The 17,919-nt window shown below is 65.4% G+C and carries 14 protein-coding genes; 6 read left to right on the top strand and 8 right to left on the bottom strand.

Features of this window, described 5'->3' with window-relative positions; all coding sequences use genetic code 11:
• Window positions 1-373: 373 nt before the first annotated feature.
• Window positions 374-1,108, bottom strand: coding sequence for a ribonuclease PH (gene rph / locus ASD71_RS05760; RefSeq protein WP_056560956.1), 735 nt, complete (start codon window positions 1,106-1,108; stop codon window positions 374-376).
• A gap of 184 nt (window positions 1,109-1,292) precedes the next feature.
• On the opposite strand from rph, the gene ASD71_RS05755 reads away from it, so the two are divergent.
• Window positions 1,293-2,225 carry a YicC/YloC family endoribonuclease gene (locus ASD71_RS05755; protein ID WP_056560953.1) on the top strand — a complete coding sequence of 311 codons (933 nt, stop codon included), beginning with the start codon at window positions 1,293-1,295 and terminating at the stop codon, window positions 2,223-2,225.
• Between the two features lie 38 nt (window positions 2,226-2,263).
• On the opposite strand, the gene ASD71_RS05750 is transcribed toward ASD71_RS05755, so the two are convergent.
• Entirely contained in the window at window positions 2,264-3,823 is a 1,560-nt protein-coding gene (locus ASD71_RS05750; RefSeq protein WP_082578944.1) for an amino acid permease, read from the bottom strand.
• A gap of 158 nt (window positions 3,824-3,981) precedes the next feature.
• Window positions 3,982-5,481 carry an AMP nucleosidase gene (locus ASD71_RS05745; protein ID WP_369818934.1) on the bottom strand — a complete coding sequence of 500 codons (1,500 nt, stop codon included), beginning with the start codon at window positions 5,479-5,481 and terminating at the stop codon, window positions 3,982-3,984.
• A 367-nt stretch (window positions 5,482-5,848) separates the two neighbouring features.
• Between ASD71_RS05745 and ASD71_RS05740 the strand changes: the two genes are divergently transcribed.
• Window positions 5,849-6,445, top strand: coding sequence for a C40 family peptidase (locus tag ASD71_RS05740; protein WP_056560950.1), 597 nt, complete (start codon window positions 5,849-5,851; stop codon window positions 6,443-6,445).
• A gap of 96 nt (window positions 6,446-6,541) precedes the next feature.
• Here the strand turns inward: ASD71_RS05740 and ASD71_RS05735 are convergent, their stop codons facing one another.
• Window positions 6,542-7,312, bottom strand: coding sequence for an SDR family oxidoreductase (locus ASD71_RS05735; RefSeq protein ID WP_056560947.1), 771 nt, complete (start codon window positions 7,310-7,312; stop codon window positions 6,542-6,544).
• A 238-nt stretch (window positions 7,313-7,550) separates the two neighbouring features.
• Here ASD71_RS05735 and gmk point away from each other — a divergent pair, with 238 nt between their 5' ends.
• From gmk to ASD71_RS05720, 3 genes are read left to right on the top strand one after another with little or no spacing between them, the layout of a single operon-like run.
• Entirely contained in the window at window positions 7,551-8,183 is a 633-nt protein-coding gene (gene gmk, locus ASD71_RS05730; protein WP_082578802.1) for a guanylate kinase, read from the top strand.
• A gap of 44 nt (window positions 8,184-8,227) precedes the next feature.
• On the top strand, window positions 8,228-8,431 hold the full coding sequence (gene rpoZ, locus ASD71_RS05725) for a DNA-directed RNA polymerase subunit omega (RefSeq protein WP_006219679.1): 204 nt from the start codon (window positions 8,228-8,230) through the stop codon (window positions 8,429-8,431).
• Window positions 8,432-8,453: 22 nt separating this feature from the next.
• Window positions 8,454-10,748 (top strand): bifunctional (p)ppGpp synthetase/guanosine-3',5'-bis(diphosphate) 3'-pyrophosphohydrolase, encoded by a 2,295-nt coding sequence (locus tag ASD71_RS05720; protein WP_056560941.1) that lies wholly within the window; start codon window positions 8,454-8,456, stop codon window positions 10,746-10,748.
• Window positions 10,749-10,808: 60 nt separating this feature from the next.
• Here the strand turns inward: ASD71_RS05720 and glnQ are convergent, their stop codons facing one another.
• From glnQ to glnH, 3 genes are all read right to left on the bottom strand, one after another.
• Window positions 10,809-11,537, bottom strand: a complete 729-nt coding sequence (gene glnQ, locus ASD71_RS05715) for a glutamine ABC transporter ATP-binding protein GlnQ (RefSeq protein ID WP_056560938.1) — start codon at window positions 11,535-11,537, stop codon at window positions 10,809-10,811.
• A complete protein-coding gene (glnP, locus tag ASD71_RS05710) occupies window positions 11,534-12,190 on the bottom strand; it encodes a glutamine ABC transporter permease GlnP (RefSeq protein WP_056560935.1) in 657 nt (218 codons plus the stop codon). The genes glnQ and glnP overlap by 4 nt, the downstream gene beginning before the upstream one ends.
• A gap of 104 nt (window positions 12,191-12,294) precedes the next feature.
• On the bottom strand, window positions 12,295-13,047 hold the full coding sequence (gene glnH, locus ASD71_RS05705) for a glutamine ABC transporter substrate-binding protein GlnH (RefSeq protein ID WP_056560932.1): 753 nt from the start codon (window positions 13,045-13,047) through the stop codon (window positions 12,295-12,297).
• Between the two features lie 168 nt (window positions 13,048-13,215).
• On the opposite strand from glnH, the gene ASD71_RS05700 reads away from it, so the two are divergent.
• Window positions 13,216-14,250 carry a C45 family peptidase gene (locus ASD71_RS05700; protein ID WP_056560929.1) on the top strand — a complete coding sequence of 345 codons (1,035 nt, stop codon included), beginning with the start codon at window positions 13,216-13,218 and terminating at the stop codon, window positions 14,248-14,250.
• A 25-nt stretch (window positions 14,251-14,275) separates the two neighbouring features.
• Here the strand turns inward: ASD71_RS05700 and ASD71_RS05695 are convergent, their stop codons facing one another.
• Entirely contained in the window at window positions 14,276-17,899 is a 3,624-nt protein-coding gene (locus ASD71_RS05695) for a hydantoinase B/oxoprolinase family protein (protein WP_056560926.1), read from the bottom strand.
• Window positions 17,900-17,919: the final 20 nt, after the last annotated feature.

Here is a 17,919-nt window from a genome sequence, read left to right as displayed (position 1 = left end):
GGAACATCCGTCAGTTGCCGGTTATCTCACAAGGGTGTCAGACGCCGTGTTCAATGCCACGCCAGCCGCCCCCCAGATCACGCTGCAGGTGTCTGACACCCTGCGGGCACATCCGTCAGCTGCCGGTTATCTCACAAGGGTGTCAGACACCGTGTTCAATGCCACGCCACCCGCCCCCCAGATCACGCTGCAGGTGTCTGACACCCGCAGGCACGCCCGTCAATTGCCCGCTATCTCACAAGGGTGTCAGACACCGTGTTCAATGCCANTCACGCTGCAGGTGTCTGACACCCGCAGGCACGCCCGTCAATTGCCCGCTATCTCACAAGGGTGTCAGACACCGTGTTCAATGCCACGCCAGCCGCCCGGCAGATCAAGCCAGCGCGGCGCGCTGCGCCTTCACCAGATTGGCAATACCGCCTTCGGCGAGCACCAGCATCCTGTCCAGCTCAGCCCGCGTGAACGTTGCGCCTTCACCGGTGCCCTGCACTTCCACGAAGGCGCCGCTGCCCGTCATGATGACGTTCACGTCGGCATCGCACGCCGAATCTTCCAGGTAGTCCAGGTCCAGCACCACCTGGCCGTTGACCAGGCCTACCGACACGGCAGCCACGGCGTCGCGAATCGGACTGACCGCCAGGTCGCCGCGCTTCATCAGCAGCCCGACCGCATCGGCCGCCGCCACCCAGGCACCGGTGATGCTGGCGCAACGCGTGCCGCCGTCGGCCTGCAGCACGTCGCAGTCCAGGTGCAGGGTGCGTTCGCCCAGTGCCTTCATGTCGAACACGGCGCGCAGGCTGCGGCCGATCAGGCGCTGGATCTCCTGCGTGCGGCCGCTCTGCTTGCCGCGCGCAGCCTCGCGATCGCCGCGCGTGTGCGTGGCCCGCGGCAACATGCCGTATTCAGCCGTTACCCAGCCTTCGCCCTTGCCCTTGAGAAAAGGCGGTACCTTGTCCAGGACGCTTGCCGTGCAAAGCACATGGGTGTCGCCTGCCTTCACCAGCACGGAGCCTTCGGCGTAACGCGTAAAGCCGCGCTCCAGGCTGAACGGTCGCAGTTGGTCGGCGGCGCGGCCCGACGGCCGGGCTTGGGTGGGGATGGTGGTCACAACAGGCTCCAGACTTGGCTTAGATTCGCGGCATTGTACGGGCAGGCGCCACCGGAAAATCACGCTTGGAGTATCCTGCCGCGATGTATCCGGTTGAAAACACAGACCCGCTGCCCAGGACCTGGGCGCCGCGGGCCCCGGCGCAACCGGCTTCCATTCCAAGAATCACCAGGACACGCACACCATGATCCGCAGCATGACCGCCTTCGGCAACGCCCGAGCAGACTTAGAACAAGGCACTCTCGCCATAGAACTGCGCAGCGTCAACAGCCGTTTTCTCGACCTGTATTTCCGCCTTCCCGATGAACTGCGCCACGTGGAAACGCCCCTGCGCGAACTGCTGACCGCGAATCTGGCCCGCGGCAAGGTCGAAATCCGCGTGTCCTTCACCCGTGCGGCCAATGCCGATCTGTCCAAGCTGGATCCCGCCTGGCTCGACAGCCTGGCCGAACAGCTCCAGGCCGCGCGCCGCATCATCCCGGACATCGCGTCCCCGCGTCTGGCGGAATTGTTCAATTGGCCCGGCCAGCGCGGCAATGATGCGCTGGATCCGCAGATCTGGGGCGCCGCGTGCCTGCAGGCTGCCCAGCAGGCCCTGACCCAGCTTCAGGAAGGCCGCGAGCGCGAAGGCGAACGCCTCGCCGGCATGATGCGCGAATGCGCCGATGGCGTCGCGCGCGTCGTGGATATCGTGCAGGCGCATCTGCCGCAGTTGCTGGCCGACCACCGCGAGCGCCAGGCCGCCAAGCTGCGCGAAAGCGTCGAGTCCGCCTTCCCCGGCGGATTCACCCACATTTCCGGCGCGGAACTGTCCGAACGCCTGTCGCAGGAAGCCAACCTCTTTGCGCTGCGCATCGACGTAGCCGAGGAACTGTCGCGCCTGCGCTCGCACCTGGAAGAACTGCGTCACCTGCTGTCCGACGGCGGCGGCAAGCCCGCAGCAGGCAAGAAGAATGCCGGCAGCGCGGGCAAGCGGCTGGACTTCCTGTTCCAGGAAATGAACCGCGAAGCCAACACGCTGGGCTCCAAGGCGGGCAGCATGGAAGTCACCCGCGCCGCCATGGACCTGAAGCTGCTGATCGAGCAGATGCGCGAGCAGGCGCAGAACATCGAATAAGGGGCACGGGGGTTGCTACCCCCGCTTGATGCCCGCCGTTACCGGACCTCGCCCGCCGCCGGCTCGCCCCGCAGCGCCGAATCCAGATATTCGCTGCGGGCGCGAGCGTCCGGAAAGCGCATGTCGCGGTAGCTGACAAAGCGCGAACCGCGCGTCAGGCGGTAACCGGCCCAGATCAGCAAAAAGAGCGGAATGCCGATGTAGGTGGCGACCACGCCGCCCCACTGGATCTTGTCCTCCAGGAACGCCTGGTAGTTCTGGCCCAGCGTGATGATCAGGCACAGCACGAACGCAAAGATCGGACCAAAGGGAAAGAACGGGGACACGTACGGCAGATCCGCCAGGCTGTTGCCCTGCTTCACATACCCGCGGCGAAAGCGGTAATGGCTGATGGCGATGCCCAGCCACGCAATGAACCCGGTCATCCCCGACGTATTGAGCAGCCAGATATACACGTCGTTGGGGCTGAAGATGAAGGTGAAGAAGCACAGCGCCGCGACAACGGTGGTGGCCAGCAGCGCCCACAGGGGAACACCGCTGCGCGAGATACGACCGAAGATCCGCGGCGCCTTGCCTTCACGCGCCAGGCTGTAGAGCATGCGCGTGGCCGCGTACATGCCCGAATTACCGGCCGACAGCACCGAGGTCAGCACCACTGCGTTCATCACCGAGGCGGCGCCCAGCAGCCCCGCGCGTTCGAAGATCAGCGCGAACGGGCTGACGCTGATGTCCTCGACATCGTTGCGCAGCAGGTGCGGGTCGGTATAGGGAATCAAAAGGCCGATGACCAGGATGGCGGCCACGTAGAACAGCAGGATGCGCCAGAACACCTGACGCACGGCGCGCGGCAGATTGCGTGCCGGATCCTTGGATTCCCCCGCTGCGATGCCGATCAGTTCTGTGCCCTGGAACGAAAAGCCCACCACCATGGCGACGCCGATCAGCGCGGCAAAGCCGCCCGCAAACGGCGCGTCGCCCACGGTCCAGTTGGCCAGGCCGCCCGTCTCGCCGCCCCGGATGATGCCTAGCAGCATCATCACGCCCATGGCGACGAAGGCCAGCACGGCGATCACCTTGATCAACGCAAACCAGAACTCTGCCTCGCCGAAGCCGCGGGCGGACATGGCGTTCAGTCCGAAAGTGATGGCCAGGAACAGCGCACTCCAATAAAAGCCGGGTACGTCGGGGAACCAGTACGCCATGACGAGCTGCGCCGCGACCAGGTCGACGGCCACCGTAACCGCCCAGTTGTACCAATAGTTCCACCCCAGTGCGAAGCCGAAACCGTCCTCGACATACCGCGCGCCATAGGTCGAGAACGAGCCGGACACGGGCATGGCAGCCGCGAGCTCGCCCAGGCTGGTCATCAGGAAATAGACCATGATGCCGATCAGCACGTAGCCCAGCAGCGCGCCGCCGGGGCCCGCCTTGGCGATGGTCGCGCCCGACGCCACGAATAGCCCGGTGCCGATCGACCCGCCCACCGCGATCATGGTCAGGTGGCGCGCCGACAGCGTGCGCCGCAATTCGGACGGCCTGTCCGCCTGCGCGTTGCGCGTGCCGCCTGAGCGACGATCATCGTGTTCCGATGGTGCCAAAATGCGTTCCTTCACGTCTGGATGGCGCTTGCGCAACGGTCCGCAAACGCCCTGGGATTACCGAGCAACGCGCGAGAATAGCGCAATCGGCCCCGACATGAAAAATGGCCGGGCGCCGGGGACGGATCCGCCCCCGAGGCCTCCCGGTGGCGGCCGTTTTATTGAAACGCCGTTTCCATAAACGTGCGCAGCTTGCGCGAATGCAGCCGCTCGGGCGGCATGTCGCGCAGCCGTTCCAGCGCCCGGATGCCGATTTCCAGATGCTGGTTGACCTGGCGCCGGTAGAAGGCGCTAGCCATGCCTGGCAGTTTCAGCTCGCCATGCAGCGGCTTGTCGGACACGCACAGCAAGGTCCCATAAGGCACCCGGAAGCGAAAGCCGTTGGCCGCGATCGTGGCCGACTCCATGTCGAGCGCAATCGCGCGAGACTGCGCAAATCGCTCCACCAGATCGACGTGGTCGCGCAATTCCCAGTTGCGATTGTCGATCGTCGCCACGGTGCCCGTGCGCATGATGCGCTTCAGGTCCCAGCCGGACAGCCCGGCCACCTCTTCGACCGCCTGCTCCAGCGCCACCTGCACCTCCGCCAGCGCCGGCACGGGCACCCAGGTGGGCAGATCGTCGTCCAGCACGTGGTCCTCTCGGACGTAGCCATGCGCCAACACATAATCGCCCAGCCGCTGGGAGTCGCGCAGGCCCGCGCAATGGCCCAGCATCAGCCAGGCGTGCGGCCGCAGCACGGCGATGTGGTCGGTGATCGTCTTGGCATTCGACGGCCCGACACCGATGTTGACCAACGTGATGCCCGAATGATCACCGCGCACCAGGTGGTACGCCGGCATCTGCGGCAGGCGCACCGCCTGGGCCTCGTCGCCGGGACCGCTCTCGCCGCGGCGCGTGATGCGGTTGCCGGGCTCGACCAGCATTTCGTAGTCTTCGTTGCCGCTGACCATCAGGGCGCGGGCCCGGGCGCAGAACTCATCCACGTAGAACTGGTAGTTGGTGAACAGCACAAAATTCTGGAAATGCGTGGGCGCGGTCGAGGTGTAATGCTGCAGCCGGTGCAACGAATAATCCACGCGCTGCGCGGTAAAGGGTGCCAACGGCTTGGGTTCGCCGTCCTTGCCGCGCCACGATCCGTTGACGATGGCGTCGTCGGTGACCGCCAGGTCCGGCACGTCGAACAGGTCGCGCAGCGGCCGCTTGAGGGCCTCCAGGTGTTCGCCTTCCACGTAGGCGCCCTCGGGAAAGGCGAAATGCAGCGGTATCGGCGAATCGGACTCGCCCACTTCGACCGCCACCCGATGGTTCTGCAACAACTGGCCGATCTGCTCGATCAGGTAGTCGCGAAACAACGCCGGCTGCGTGATGGTGGTCTGGTAGTAACCCGGTTCGGCCACGTGGCCATAGGAAAGCCGGGTGTCGATGGGATCGTAGGTTTCCACGACGATGCGGATGGCCGGGTAGTAGGCGCGGAATCGCGCGCTGCCATTGCCCGAGCCCTTCAGGACCTCGCGGAATGCGGTACGCAGGAAAGCCGTATTGCGCGCATAGATTTCCGCCAGCCGGTCAACGGCGGACAGCGCGTCCTGGAAGGGTTCAAACGGCAGGGCCTCAGGCCGATTCATGGACGACAAAGGGTGTACTGCGTTCATCATTGAGCTCTACTCCGCCTTCTTATCTGTCTTGGCTGCATCGACCGCGCGCGGCGGCAACACCGGGGGCCGATGCGGTCGATTATGCCCGAGGCGTTGGGCAATGAAATGTCATCCGGCACACCAGTGTGGGTATCGCGCTGGTTGCGTCGCAGGGACGCGATGCGCGGCTCCGCGGTTACGTGACGCGGTGGGCGGGCCGTAACAGCACGCCCGCGATAATGCTGCATTGCACTACAAATGTAATGAAACATTATTACACTATAATCTTGAGGCGTTTCTTGCTTTCCGCCTGTAAACCGCTCCCCTTTCCGCCGGCTTGCCTCCCAGGCAAAGCCATGCCGCCCACTCCGATTTCTGAAGTGACGTAATGACGCCGCCCACGCGAAAGTTTCGCTTTGCCCAATTCCGCACCCCCGCATTTCTGTCAGCGCCCCTGCTGGCCCTGACGCTCTCCTGGATTCCCGGCGCCGCTCAAGCATCGCTGGCCTCCGACCAAGCCCGCCCCACCCTCAGCGGCTTACGCCTCGCGCAAGAGCCCACCGTCCTGACGCTGCGCGAGCGCGTCGTGCAGGCCGGCCTGGAGGCTATCGGCACGCCCTATAGCTGGGGCGGCGATGACGCCGAGGGCTTCGATTGCAGCGGCCTCGTTCTGTATGTCTTCCGGGAAATCGCCGGCCTGGAGCTGCCGCGCACTGCGCGCGCCCAGCGCAGCGAAGGCAAGACCGTGTCCGCCAAGAAGGAACTGCGCCCCGGCGATCTGGTGTTCTTCGCCACGCGCGGACGCGGCGTCACCTCGCACGTCGGCATCTATATCGGCCAGAACAAGTTTGTCCATGCCCCGCGCCGCGGCACCAAGGTGCGCGTCGACGACATGAAGACCGCCTACTGGTCCAAGCGCTACCTGGGCGCTCGCGCGTACCTGGATACCCCGCCCAAGCAGCTGCTGGCGCAGGCTTCGCGCTAAGCGCAAGGCTGGCGGACGGCGCCAAGCGGGCGCCAGGGGATAAACGTAAAAACGCCGGCACGCGGGTGCCGGCGGTTTCGTTCCTGAAAGAAGTGCTCAGCCTCGGCCAACGAACGGCATGTTGGTCGCCATGATCGTCATGAACTGCACGTTGGCGTCCAGCGGCAGACGGGACATGGCAGCCACGGCCTGCGCCACGTGCGCGACGTCCATGCGCGGCTCGACCTTGGTGCTGCCGTCGGCCTGCAGGATGCCGGCTGCCATGCGCTCGGTCATATCCGTGGCGGCGTTGCCGATGTCGATCTGGCCGCACGCAATGTTGTACGCCCGGCAATCCAGGGAGATCGACTTGGTCAGCCCGGTCACCGCGTGCTTGGTCGCGGTGTAGGCAATGGAAAACGGCCGCGGCGCGTGCGAGGAAATCGAACCGTTGTTGATGATGCGGCCGCCTCTCGGGTTCTGCGCCTTCATGATGCGGATCGCGGCCTGCGCGCACAGGAACATGCCCGTCAGGTTGGTGTCGACCACTTCACGCCACACGGCAACCGGCAATTCCTCGATCGGCACGGCCGGCGCGCCCCGGCCGGCATTGTTGAACAGCACGTCCAGGCGTCCGTATTCGCGCTGGGCGGTATCGAAGAGATCCCGGACTGCCTGCTCGTCCGAGACGTCCGTGGGCACGACGAGCGCCCGCAGGCCATCTTCGCCCGCCGCCGTCCGGGTGGCTTCCAGCGGCTCTCGCCGGCGGCCCGCCAGCACGACGCGGTAGCCCTGCGCCAGGAGCTCCAGCGCGACTGCGCGGCCTATGCCGGTGCCGGCGCCCGTGACCAGGGCGACGCGGGGCGGATCGATCTCGTTCGTGTTCATCGGATTCTCCGTCTTATGAATGCGCGAAATCCTACCCGAATCGTCTTACGGATGCTGCAAGCGAAGGTTCCAAGCCCGACACACTTTCAACATTCCCGCCAAAGGGATGACCCTCGCGCCGTTTCGCACCCAATGCCCCGTTGCGCCAGCGCAGATTCACCGGCCCGCGGCGCGCGCGGCCAACCGCGCGATTTGCTATTCTTCGAGTCTCAGCATCACACGCCGGTCACATTCATTCATGCACGCCACTCCCGGAAACGTCTTCATGGTCGTCGCGCCTAGCGGCGCCGGCAAGTCCAGCCTTGTAAAGGCCCTGCTTGCCCAGGACTCCTCCATCCTGCTTTCCATTTCCTGCACCACCCGCGCACCCCGCCCCGGCGAAGAAGACGGCCGCGAATACCGGTTTGTGTCGATCGACGATTTCAAGCAGATGCGCGAAGCGCAGAACCTGCTGGAATGGGCCGAGGTCCACGGCAATTTCTATGGCACGCCGCGCGACCGCATCGACGAAGCCACCAGCCAGGGACGTGACGTGCTACTGGAAATCGACTGGCAAGGCGCGCGCCAGGTGAAGCAGCGTTTTCCGCGCGCGATCGGCATTTTCGTGCTGCCGCCGTCCATCGACGAACTCGAAAGCCGGCTCAAGGCGCGCGGACAGGATGCGCCGCAAGTCATCGCCCGCCGCCTGATGGCCGCGGGCGGCGAAATCGCCCACGCGCCTGAATGCGAATATGTTATTATTAATCAAGAATTTAGCGTAGCCCTGTCGGAGCTGACCCAAATCGTCAGCGCTGCTCGGCTGCGTTTTTCGTCTCAGGCCGCCCGTCACGCCGAGTTGTTTGCGCAACTGGGCATCCCGGCCGAACACTGAGCCGAACGCATTCTCCCCATCATCCATCAGCACCAGGTGTCCTAATGGCTCGCATCACTGTCGAAGACTGTCTGAATCAAATCCCCAACCGTTTCAAGCTCACGCTGGCCGCGACGTATCGCGCCCGTGAATTGGCGCAAGGCCACGCCCCGCGCCTGGACAGCAAAGACAAGCCCACGGTCACGGCACTGCGCGAAATCGCTGGCGGACTCACCGGCGTGGAAATGCTGCGTAAAGTTCCCACCTGATACGCGCCGGGGGGCTGCAAGCATGGCTTTTCCCGGGCTGAAGTACGCTTCATCTGGTCTGCTTGCCGCCCTGCGTGCCGGCTCCCGTCTCGGGCGCCGCACGGGCAAGAAAGACAAGAATTCCCCCACGCCACCGTCCGTCGCCGCGCAAGAAGCGGCGGACGCGACCGGATCCCCGGTCGCCTCGCTGGCGCCGCTGACCGAAATCATCGGCAGCTATCTCGACAAGAACGATGTAGAGCGCGTGCGCGAAGCCTATCGCTTTGCGGACCAGGCGCACTTGGGCCAGTTCCGCGCCAGCGGCTCGCCCTACATCTCTCATCCCATCGCCGTCACCGAAATCTGCGCGGGCTGGAAGCTCGACGTCAACGCGCTGTCTGCCGCCCTGCTGCACGACGTGATGGAAGATCAGGGCATCGCCAAGCACGAGCTGGCCGAGAAATTCGGACCTGAAGTCGCCGAGCTGGTCGATGGCCTGTCCAAACTGGACCGCCTGGACTTCGCCACCAAGGCCGAGCAACAGGCCGAGAGCTTCCGCAAGATGCTGCTGGCGATGGCGCGCGACGTGCGCGTCATCCTCATCAAGCTGGCCGACCGCCTGCACAACATGCGCACGCTGGACGCGGTCAATCCCGAAAAGCGCCGCCGCATCGCCCGCGAAACGCTGGACATCTATGCGCCGATCGCGCATCGGCTCGGCCTGAACCTGCTGTTCCGCGAGCTGCAGGACCTGTGCTTTGCCGCGATGCACCCGAACCGGTACCAGGTCCTGTACAAGGCCGTCCTGGCCGCGCGCGGCAACCGCCGCGAAGTCATCACCAAGATCGCCGACTCCGTGCGGGCCGCCCTCCCCGCCGCTGGCATCGAGGCCGAAGTCAGCGGCCGCGAAAAGACCCTGTTCGGCATCTATCACAAGATGGTCGACCAGAAAAAGTCCTTCTCGGACGTGCTGGACATCTACGGCTTTCGCGTCGTGGTCCACACGCTGCCCGAGTGCTATCTGGCGCTGGGCACGCTGCATCAGCTCTTCCGTCCGGTGCCCGGCAAGTTCAAGGACTACATCGCCATCCCGAAGGTGAACGGCTATCAGTCCCTGCACACGACGCTGGTTGGCCCGTACGGCACGCCGGTGGAGTTCCAGTTCCGCACGCGCGACATGCACCACGTCGCCGAGGAAGGCGTTGCCTCGCACTGGCTGTACAAGGGTGCGGACCTGACGCTCAATGATCTGCAAAAACGCACGCACCAGTGGCTGCAATCGCTGCTGGACATCCAGAGCCAGACCGGCGATTCCGGCGAATTCCTCGAGCACGTCAAGGTCGACCTGTTCCCGGACGCCGTCTACGTGTTCACGCCGCGCGGCAAGATCATTTCGCTGCCCCGCGGCGCCACGCCGGTCGACTTTGCCTACGCGATCCACACCGACATCGGCAACCAGGCCGTCGCGGCCAAGGTCAATGGCGAGTTCGTGCCGCTGCGCACCGAACTGAGCAGCGGCGACACCGTGGAAATCGTCACGTCGCCGGCCTCGCGCCCCAATGCGCAATGGCTGAATTACGTGCGCACCGGCCGGGCGCGTTCTGAAATCCGCCACTACCTGCGCACCGTCAAGTACGAAGAGTCGGTGGCTTTCGGCGAACGGTTGCTGGCCCAGGCAATGCAGGAGCTGCATATGCCCCTGCCCGCCACCGACGACCCGGGCTGGCAGAAGCTGGCGCGCAGTACCGGCGCCAGTTCGCGCGAGGAAATCCTGGCCGACATCGGGCTGGGCAAGCGGCTTGCCGCGGTGGTGGCCCGCCGCTTCGCACCGGAACACCAGCTTGTCGCCACCACGGCCGCCGCGGTGGACGAACTGACCTCTGCGCGCAGCGCGCCCATCCTGATCCAGGGCAACGAAGGCCAGGCGGTGCAACTTGCGCCCTGCTGCGGTCCGCTGCCCGGCGATCCCATCGTGGCCGGAATGCGCATGGGCCATGGACTGGTGGTGCACACGGCGGATTGCCCCGTCGCGTTGCGCCAGCGCCTGCGCGAGCCGGAGCGCTGGATCAACGTGGGTTGGGACGCGCAGACAGCCAAACACCTGGCGACGCGCCTGGACATCGTCACGCGCAACGAGCGCGGTGTGCTGGGGCGGTTGGCGGCGGAAGTCACGGCCGCCGACGCGAACATCGTGCACGTCACGATGCACGACGACGCCGTGTCCACCGTGTCGCTGCACCTGACCATTCAGGTCGACAGCCGCAAGCATCTGGCCCAGGTCATCCGCGCCATCCGGCATGTGCCGCAGGTGCAGAAGATCGTCCGCGTGAAGGGCTGAGGGCCTCCTTCCGCGCACACAGAAAAGGCGTCCGGCCACAAGCCGGACGCCTTTTTCACGTCAGGTCACGTGCTGCAGAAAGTCCTTCAGGCGCTGGCTGGGCGGATTGCTCAGCAGCTCTTCGGGCGGCCCGTCGTGAGCAATCTTGCCGGCATCGATGAAGATCAGACGGCTGCCAACCTTGCGCGCGAATTCCATTTCGTGCGTGACGACCACCATCGTCATTCCCTCCTCGGCCAGGTCGCGCATGACCTTCAGCACCTCGTGGCGCAGTTCGGGATCCAGCGCGGAGGTGGGCTCGTCGAACAGCATCAGCTTGGGCATGATCGCCAGCGCACGGGCAATCGCAACGCGCTGCTGCTGGCCCCCGGAAAGCTCCGAAGGATAGTGGTTCATGCGTTCGGCAAGGCCCACCTTGGCCAGCAGGCTTTCGGCAAGCTGGCGCGCCTCGGCGCGGCCCTGGCCCCGCGTGTGGACGGGGCCGAACATGACGTTCTCCAGCGCCGTCATCTGCGGGAACAGATTGAACTGCTGGAACACCATGCCGGCCTCGCGCCGGATCTCGCGTATCGTCGCCGCGTCGCCCTTCACGCTGAGGCCATCGACCAGCAGATCGCCGTCGTTGATCGTTTCCAGCACGTTGATGCAGCGCAGGAAGGTGGACTTGCCGGAGCCCGACGGCCCGACCACCACCACGACTTCACCGGCGTCGATATTGAGCGAGATGCCGTTGAGCACCGTCGAGTCGCCAAAGCGTTTGGTGACGTTATGAAATTCAACCATGCTCATATGATGCGCATCCTCTTTTCGACCAGATGCAGGGTCAACGCCATCAGGCCCGTGAGGATCAGATAGATGATCGCCACGGCGGACCAGATTTCGACCGCCCGGAAATTGCTGGCCATGATTTCCTGCCCTTGACGGGTCAGTTCCGCCACGCCGATCACGATGAACAGCGACGAATCCTTCAGACTGATGATGCACTGGTTGCCCAGCGGCGGAATCATCCGCCGGAACGCAACCGGACCGATGATGTGCAGCAGGATCTTATGAAAAGGCAGGCCCATGGCCTGCCCTGCTTCCTTCAGGCCCTTGTGGACCGACAGCAGCGCGCCCCGCACGATTTCCGAGATGTACGCCCCCGAATTGATGATGAGCGTGGCGATCGCCGCGAATTCGGCGTCGACCCGGATGTCTGCCAGCAGCGGCAATGCAAAGTAGATGAACATGACCTGCACCACGATCGGCGTGCCGCGGATGACCGCGACATACACTTGCGCAATGCCCGACACGATCGCGTTCCCGTAGGCTCGCGTCACGCCCGAGAGCGCGCCGAGCAGGAAGCCGCCCACCAGGCCCCAGAACGTGATCTTGATGGTCATAAGCGTACCCGTCAGCAGATTGGGTAACGCGTCCTCGATGACAGCCCAGTCAAACTCCACGATCTTCCCCCTATGGCGCGCAGCGGCGCGCCCGCATCATGGCGGACGCGCCTCGCGGCCTGGAGCGGTGGCGCGTCCGTGAAAAGTACCGCTTGGCGAGCCGGTCAGGGCTTCTTGCCGAACCACTTGGTGTAGATCGCGTCGTACTCGCCGCTGGCCTTCAGGTTGGCGAGCGCCTTGTTGACCTCGGGGACCAGTTCGCTGCCCTTGGGGAAGGCGATGCCGTAGAAGTCGCCGCTCTTGACCGAGCCGACCACCTTCACGCGGCCCTTGCCGGCCGTATTGGCGTAATACTGAACGTTGGGCGTATCGTGCACGGCGGCGTCGACCCGGCCGGTCGCCAGTTCGAGGTACGCGTTGTCGATGTTGGGGAACAGCTTGAGCTTGGCGTCGGGCACCTGAGCCTTCAGGAAGTCCACGGTCGCGGTGCCCGTCTTGACGGCGACGGTCTTGCCGGAGAGTGACTTGGCGTCCTTGATGTCGGTGTTCTTTTCGCCCACCAGGATGGCCAGGCCGCTTTCGTAATAGGGATCCGAGAAGTCGATGACCTTCTTGCGGTCGTCGCGGATGGTGATGCCCGCCAGCGCGGCGTCGATGTTCTTGGTCTGCAGGCCGGGAATGATGCCGGCGAAGTCCATCGGCTGCAGCTTGTACTTGAGGTTGAGTTCCTTCGCGATGGCCGCCCACAGATCGACGTCGAAGCCGACATAGGTGTTGCCCTGCTTGAATTCGAACGGCACGAAAGCGGTATCGGTGGCCACCACCAATTCCCTGCCCTGGGCCTGAGCGGCCGAAGCGGCGCCGAACAGGGTCAGGGACAGGCCCACCATTGCGGCGGCGACTTTACGTTTGATCATGAAACTCTCCTCTTGGGGAGCGCCAGGCACCCCGGGCTTGTTGTAAGGGCATGATTCCTGGGCTGCGCCGGGTTCGCCGGTGCAACTTATCGACGATCTTAACGCATCAGGTGGAGCCCGGCGGAAGGACGGACCCCTTACAATCCGCGAGACATCCGGAGGTTTTCGATGGCCTGCAAATACGTACGCATCGCTGGAAACCGCCGCCAGGTCGGCCTGGCGCTGGGCAAGCTGGCCCGCCCCGTCATGGGGTCGTATCTGAAACAGAGCGGCACCTGGGAAGCGCTGCGGCCGTGGCGGGGCCATCCTTTTGTGGATGAGCTTGCGCAGCAGGCAGAGGCCGCCTTGCCGCAGATCTGGGAAGAACTCGACGGCCTGGCCGAAGGTCTGCGCATGCCGATCAAGGATGTGCTGCTATGGCATTGCCGCGGCGATCTGCTGCACAGCAGCACGGATGGCTGCACGTCGGCCGCCCTGCGCACCGCCGACGGCACGCGCTGGATCGGCCACAACGAGGACGGCGATCCGTATCTGTATGGCCGCTGCCATCTGGTGGACGTCGCGCTGGACGATGCGCCGGGTTACCTCAGCTTCTACTACCCGGGCTCCCTGCCCGGCCACACCTTCGCCGCCAATCGCGCGGGCCTGGTCCAGACGATCAACAACCTGCGCAACAAGCAGCGGCATGCGGGTGTGCCGCGCATGTTCGTGGCGCGTGCGGTCCTGGATTGCGCCACGCTGGACGAGGCGGTGGCGCTGCTGCGCGACCTGCCCCATGCCGGCGGCTTTCATCACACGCTGGGCGCGGCGTCAGACGCGCGCCTGCTCAGCGCCGAGGTCACGCCGGGTTCGGTGTCCGTGCTGGACATCGGCCGGCGCTACGGGCACGCCAACCACATGGTGCACGCCGCCACCCGGGGCCAGGCGCAGATCATCACCGATTCGTCGCGGGCGCGGCAGAACCGGATCGAAGGCCTGGTGGATGCGTGGCTGCCGGAATCCGGCAGCGCCGACATGCTGGCAGCCCTGCTCGATACCGAGGGAAAGCTGCCGATCCTGCGCACCGCCAAGGACGATCCCGACGACGAGAACACCCTGGCGACGGCAATGTTCGAGATCACCGATGACGCGGTCGCCCTGCGCGTCTACGACCGCAAGGCGCGCCCCGATATCGCGCTGGACGTGATGTCCGACCCCGAGTGATCGGGACCGGACATCGGGGCGTGCATCACTGCGCGCCGAAGCCGCCGCCTCCCGGCGTTTCCACGACGAACACATCACCTGGGCGCAGTTGCGCGCTGTCCTGCGGACCCAGTTCCTCGATAGTGCCGTCCACGCGTTCAACGGTGTTCCGGCCCATCGCACCCGGCTCGCCGCCAGCTAGGCCGAAGGGAGCAAACCGCCGGTTGTTGGACAGGATGGCCGCGGTCATGTCTTCCAGAAAGCGAACGCGGCGCACGCCGCCGTCGCCGCCGGCATACCGGCCCTTGCCGCCCGAACCCTTGCGGATCTCGTAGGACTCGAGACGGACCGGGAAACGGAACTCCAGCACTTCCGGATCGGTCAGGCGCGAATTGGTCATGTGCGCCTGCACGACCGACGTGCCCGCAAAGCCCTCGTCATGCGGACCGGCCGCGTCGATGCGCACGGGACCGGCGCCGGTGCCGCCGGAGATGGTCTCGTAGTACTGATGGCGCGCGTTGCCGAACGTGAAGTTGTTCATGGTGCCCTGGCTGGCGGCCAGCACGCCCAGCGCGCCGTACAGCGCGTTGACGATGCACATGGACGTTTCCACGTTGCCCGCGACCACCGAGGCGGGCGGGTTCGGGCGCAGCATCGAGCCTTCCGGCACGATGATGGACAGCGGCACCAGGCAACCGTCGTTCAGCGGGATGTCGTCGTTGACCATCGTGCGGAACACGTACAGCACGGCGGCCACGGCGATCGCACCCGGCGCGTTGAAGTTGTTGTCCAGCTGCGCCGAGGTGCCCGTGAAGTCGACCACGGCGCTGCGCGCCTCGGTATCCACGCGCACGGCCACGCGAATGACCGCGCCGTTGTCCAGCGGGTACTCGTAGCTGCCGTCCTTCAGCACCGAGATCACGCGGCGCACCGCCTCTTCGGCGTTGTCCTGCACGTGGCCCATGTAGGCGCGCACGACGTCCAGACCGAAGTGATCGCACATGCGCAAGAGTTCCTGCACGCCCTTTTCATTGGCGGCGATCTGCGCGTGCATGTCGGCGATGTTCTGATCCGGGTTGCGCGCCGGCCACCGGCCCGATCCCAGAATCCCGCGCGCCGCCGCTTCGCGGAACTCGCCGTTCTTGACGAGCTGGAAGTTCGTGAACAGCACACCTTCGTCTTCGACCGTCTTGGAATCCGGCGGCATCGAGCCGGGCGTGGTCCCGCCGATATCGGCGTGGTGGCCGCGCGATCCCACGTAGAACAGGATCTCGCGCCCGGCCTTGTCGAACACCGGTGTGATGATCGTGACGTCGGGCAGGTGCGTGCCGCCGTGGTACGGATCGTTCACGACATACGCGTCGCCGGGCATCATCTGGCCAGCGTTGGCGTTCATGACCGTGCGCACGGACTCGCCCATGGACCCCAGGTGCACCGGCATGTGCGGCGCGTTGGCGATCAGGCGCGCCTGCGCGTCGAAGATGGCGCAGGAGAAGTCCAGGCGTTCCTTGATGTTGACCGAGTACGCCGTGTTCTGCAGGCGGTAACCCATCTGCTCGGCGATCGACATGAAGAGGTTGTTGAACACCTCGAGCATGACGGGGTCGGCCTGGGTGCCGATCTTGCGCTGTTCGCGGCGCGCTTCCACACGGCGGATCACGAAGTGGTCCTGCCCCGTCAGCTCGGCCTGCCAGCCGGGCTCGACGACCGTGGTCTGGTTGGGCTCGGAAATGATGGCCGGGCCCGATACCACGTCGCCGCCGGCCATGTCTTCACGCACGTACAGCGGGGTGTCGCGCCAGGCGCCCGCGCTGTACATGCTGACCACGCGGCGGGCCGTCAACGCGCCCTCGCGGGTGCGCGACGTCGACGCTTCGCCGACTCGCTCGCCGCCGCCGGTCGCCTCGACCGAGATGGTCTCGACCACGAGTTCGCGGTTGGGCATCAGGAACGAATAGCGTTGGCGGTAGGCGGCCTCGAAGTCGCGGCGCGCCTGGTCCAGGTCCGAGAACGCCACTTCCAGCGCGGTGTCGGTGCCGCGGTATTTCAGATGCAGGCGACGCTGCACCGTGATGTCGGCCTCGGCGACGTGCTGGCGGCGCAGTTCGCCGACCGCCTGGCCCGCCAGAACGTCCAGTTCGTCCTTCAACTCGCCCATCAGGCTCGCGTCCAGCACCTTCTCGACCGTCTTCTGGCGCATGTCGGTCTGGTCCGCCAGGCCCATGCCATAGGCCGACAGCACACCACCCAGCGGATGCGCGAAGACCGTCGTCATGCCAAGCGCGTCGGCCACCAGGCAGGCGTGCTGCCCGCCCGCGCCGCCGAACACGGTCAGCGCGTATTCGGTTACGTCATGGCCGCGCTGCACCGAGATGCGCTTGATGGCTTCGGCCATGTTGCCCACGGCGATCTCGAGAAAGCCTTCGGCAAGCTGCTCGGGTGACATCTCGCGGCCCGTGGCGGCGCGCACTTCGTCGGACATGGCGGAAAAGCGTTCGACCACGGCATCGCGGTCCAGGGGCTCGTTGGCCTCGGGTCCGAACACCTTGGGGAAGAAATCGGGCTGGATCTTTCCCAGAAGGACGTTGCAGTCCGTCACCGCCAGCGGACCGCCGCGGCGATAGCACGCCGGTCCCGGATTGGCGCCTGCGGAATCGGGGCCGACGCGCAGGCGCGCGCCATCGAAATGCAGGATCGAGCCGCCGCCGGCCGCAACCGTATGGATGCTCATCATCGGCGCACGCATGCGCACGCCGGCCACCTGGGTTTCAAATTCGCGTTCGAACTCGCCCGCGTAGTGCGACACGTCCGTGGACGTGCCGCCCATGTCAAAGCCGATCACCTTCGGGAAACCGGCGATCTCGCTGGTGCGCACCATGCCGACGATGCCGCCGGCCGGGCCCGAGAGAATCGCGTCCTTGCCGCGGAAGCGGTGCGCGTCGGTCAGACCGCCGCTGGACTGCATGAACATGAGCCGGATTCCCGGCAATTCGCCAGCCACCTGATCGACGTAGCGCTTCAGGATGGGCGACAGGTAGGCGTCCACCACGGTCGTATCGCCGCGCGAGACGAACTTGATCAGCGGGCTGACCTCGTGCGACACGGACACCTGCGTGAAACCGATGTCGTTGGCGATGCGTGCGGCCTGCGCTTCATGGCCGGTGGCGTGCCACGCGTGCATGAAGACGATGGCGACCGCGCGGATGCCGCTGTCGTACGCCGCCTGCATATCGCGGCGCAGCGCAGCTTCGTCCAGCGGACGGATCACCTCGCCGTCCGCGGCGACGCGCTCGTCGGCCTCGATGACGGATTCGTACAGCATCTCCGGCAGCAGCACGTTGCGGTCGAAGAGCCGCGGACGGTTCTGGTAGGCAATGCGCAGCGCATCGCGGAAACCGCGCGTCGTGACCAGCAAGGTACGTTCGCCCTTGCGCTCCAGCAGCGCGTTAGTGGCCACCGTGGTGCCCATCTTCACGCACTCGACCTGATCGGCGGGCACGGGCTGGCCGGGCGCGATGCCCAGCAGCTTGCGAATGCCGGCCACGGCGGCGTCGCGGTATTGCTCGGGGTTTTCCGACAGCATCTTTGCGGTGGTGGTCGTGCCATCGGGACGGCGCGCCACGATGTCGGTGAAGGTGCCCCCACGGTCAATCCAGAATTGCCACTTCATAGGTGTCCTTGAAAACAAGA

It is taken from the genome of Achromobacter sp. Root565 (assembly GCF_001427425.1).
In the GTDB taxonomy this organism is placed as follows: domain Bacteria; phylum Pseudomonadota; class Gammaproteobacteria; order Burkholderiales; family Burkholderiaceae_B; genus Achromobacter; species Achromobacter spanius_D.
Note: the sequence above shows the minus strand (reverse complement) of the source record. Positions and strands in the feature narration are given on the sequence as shown.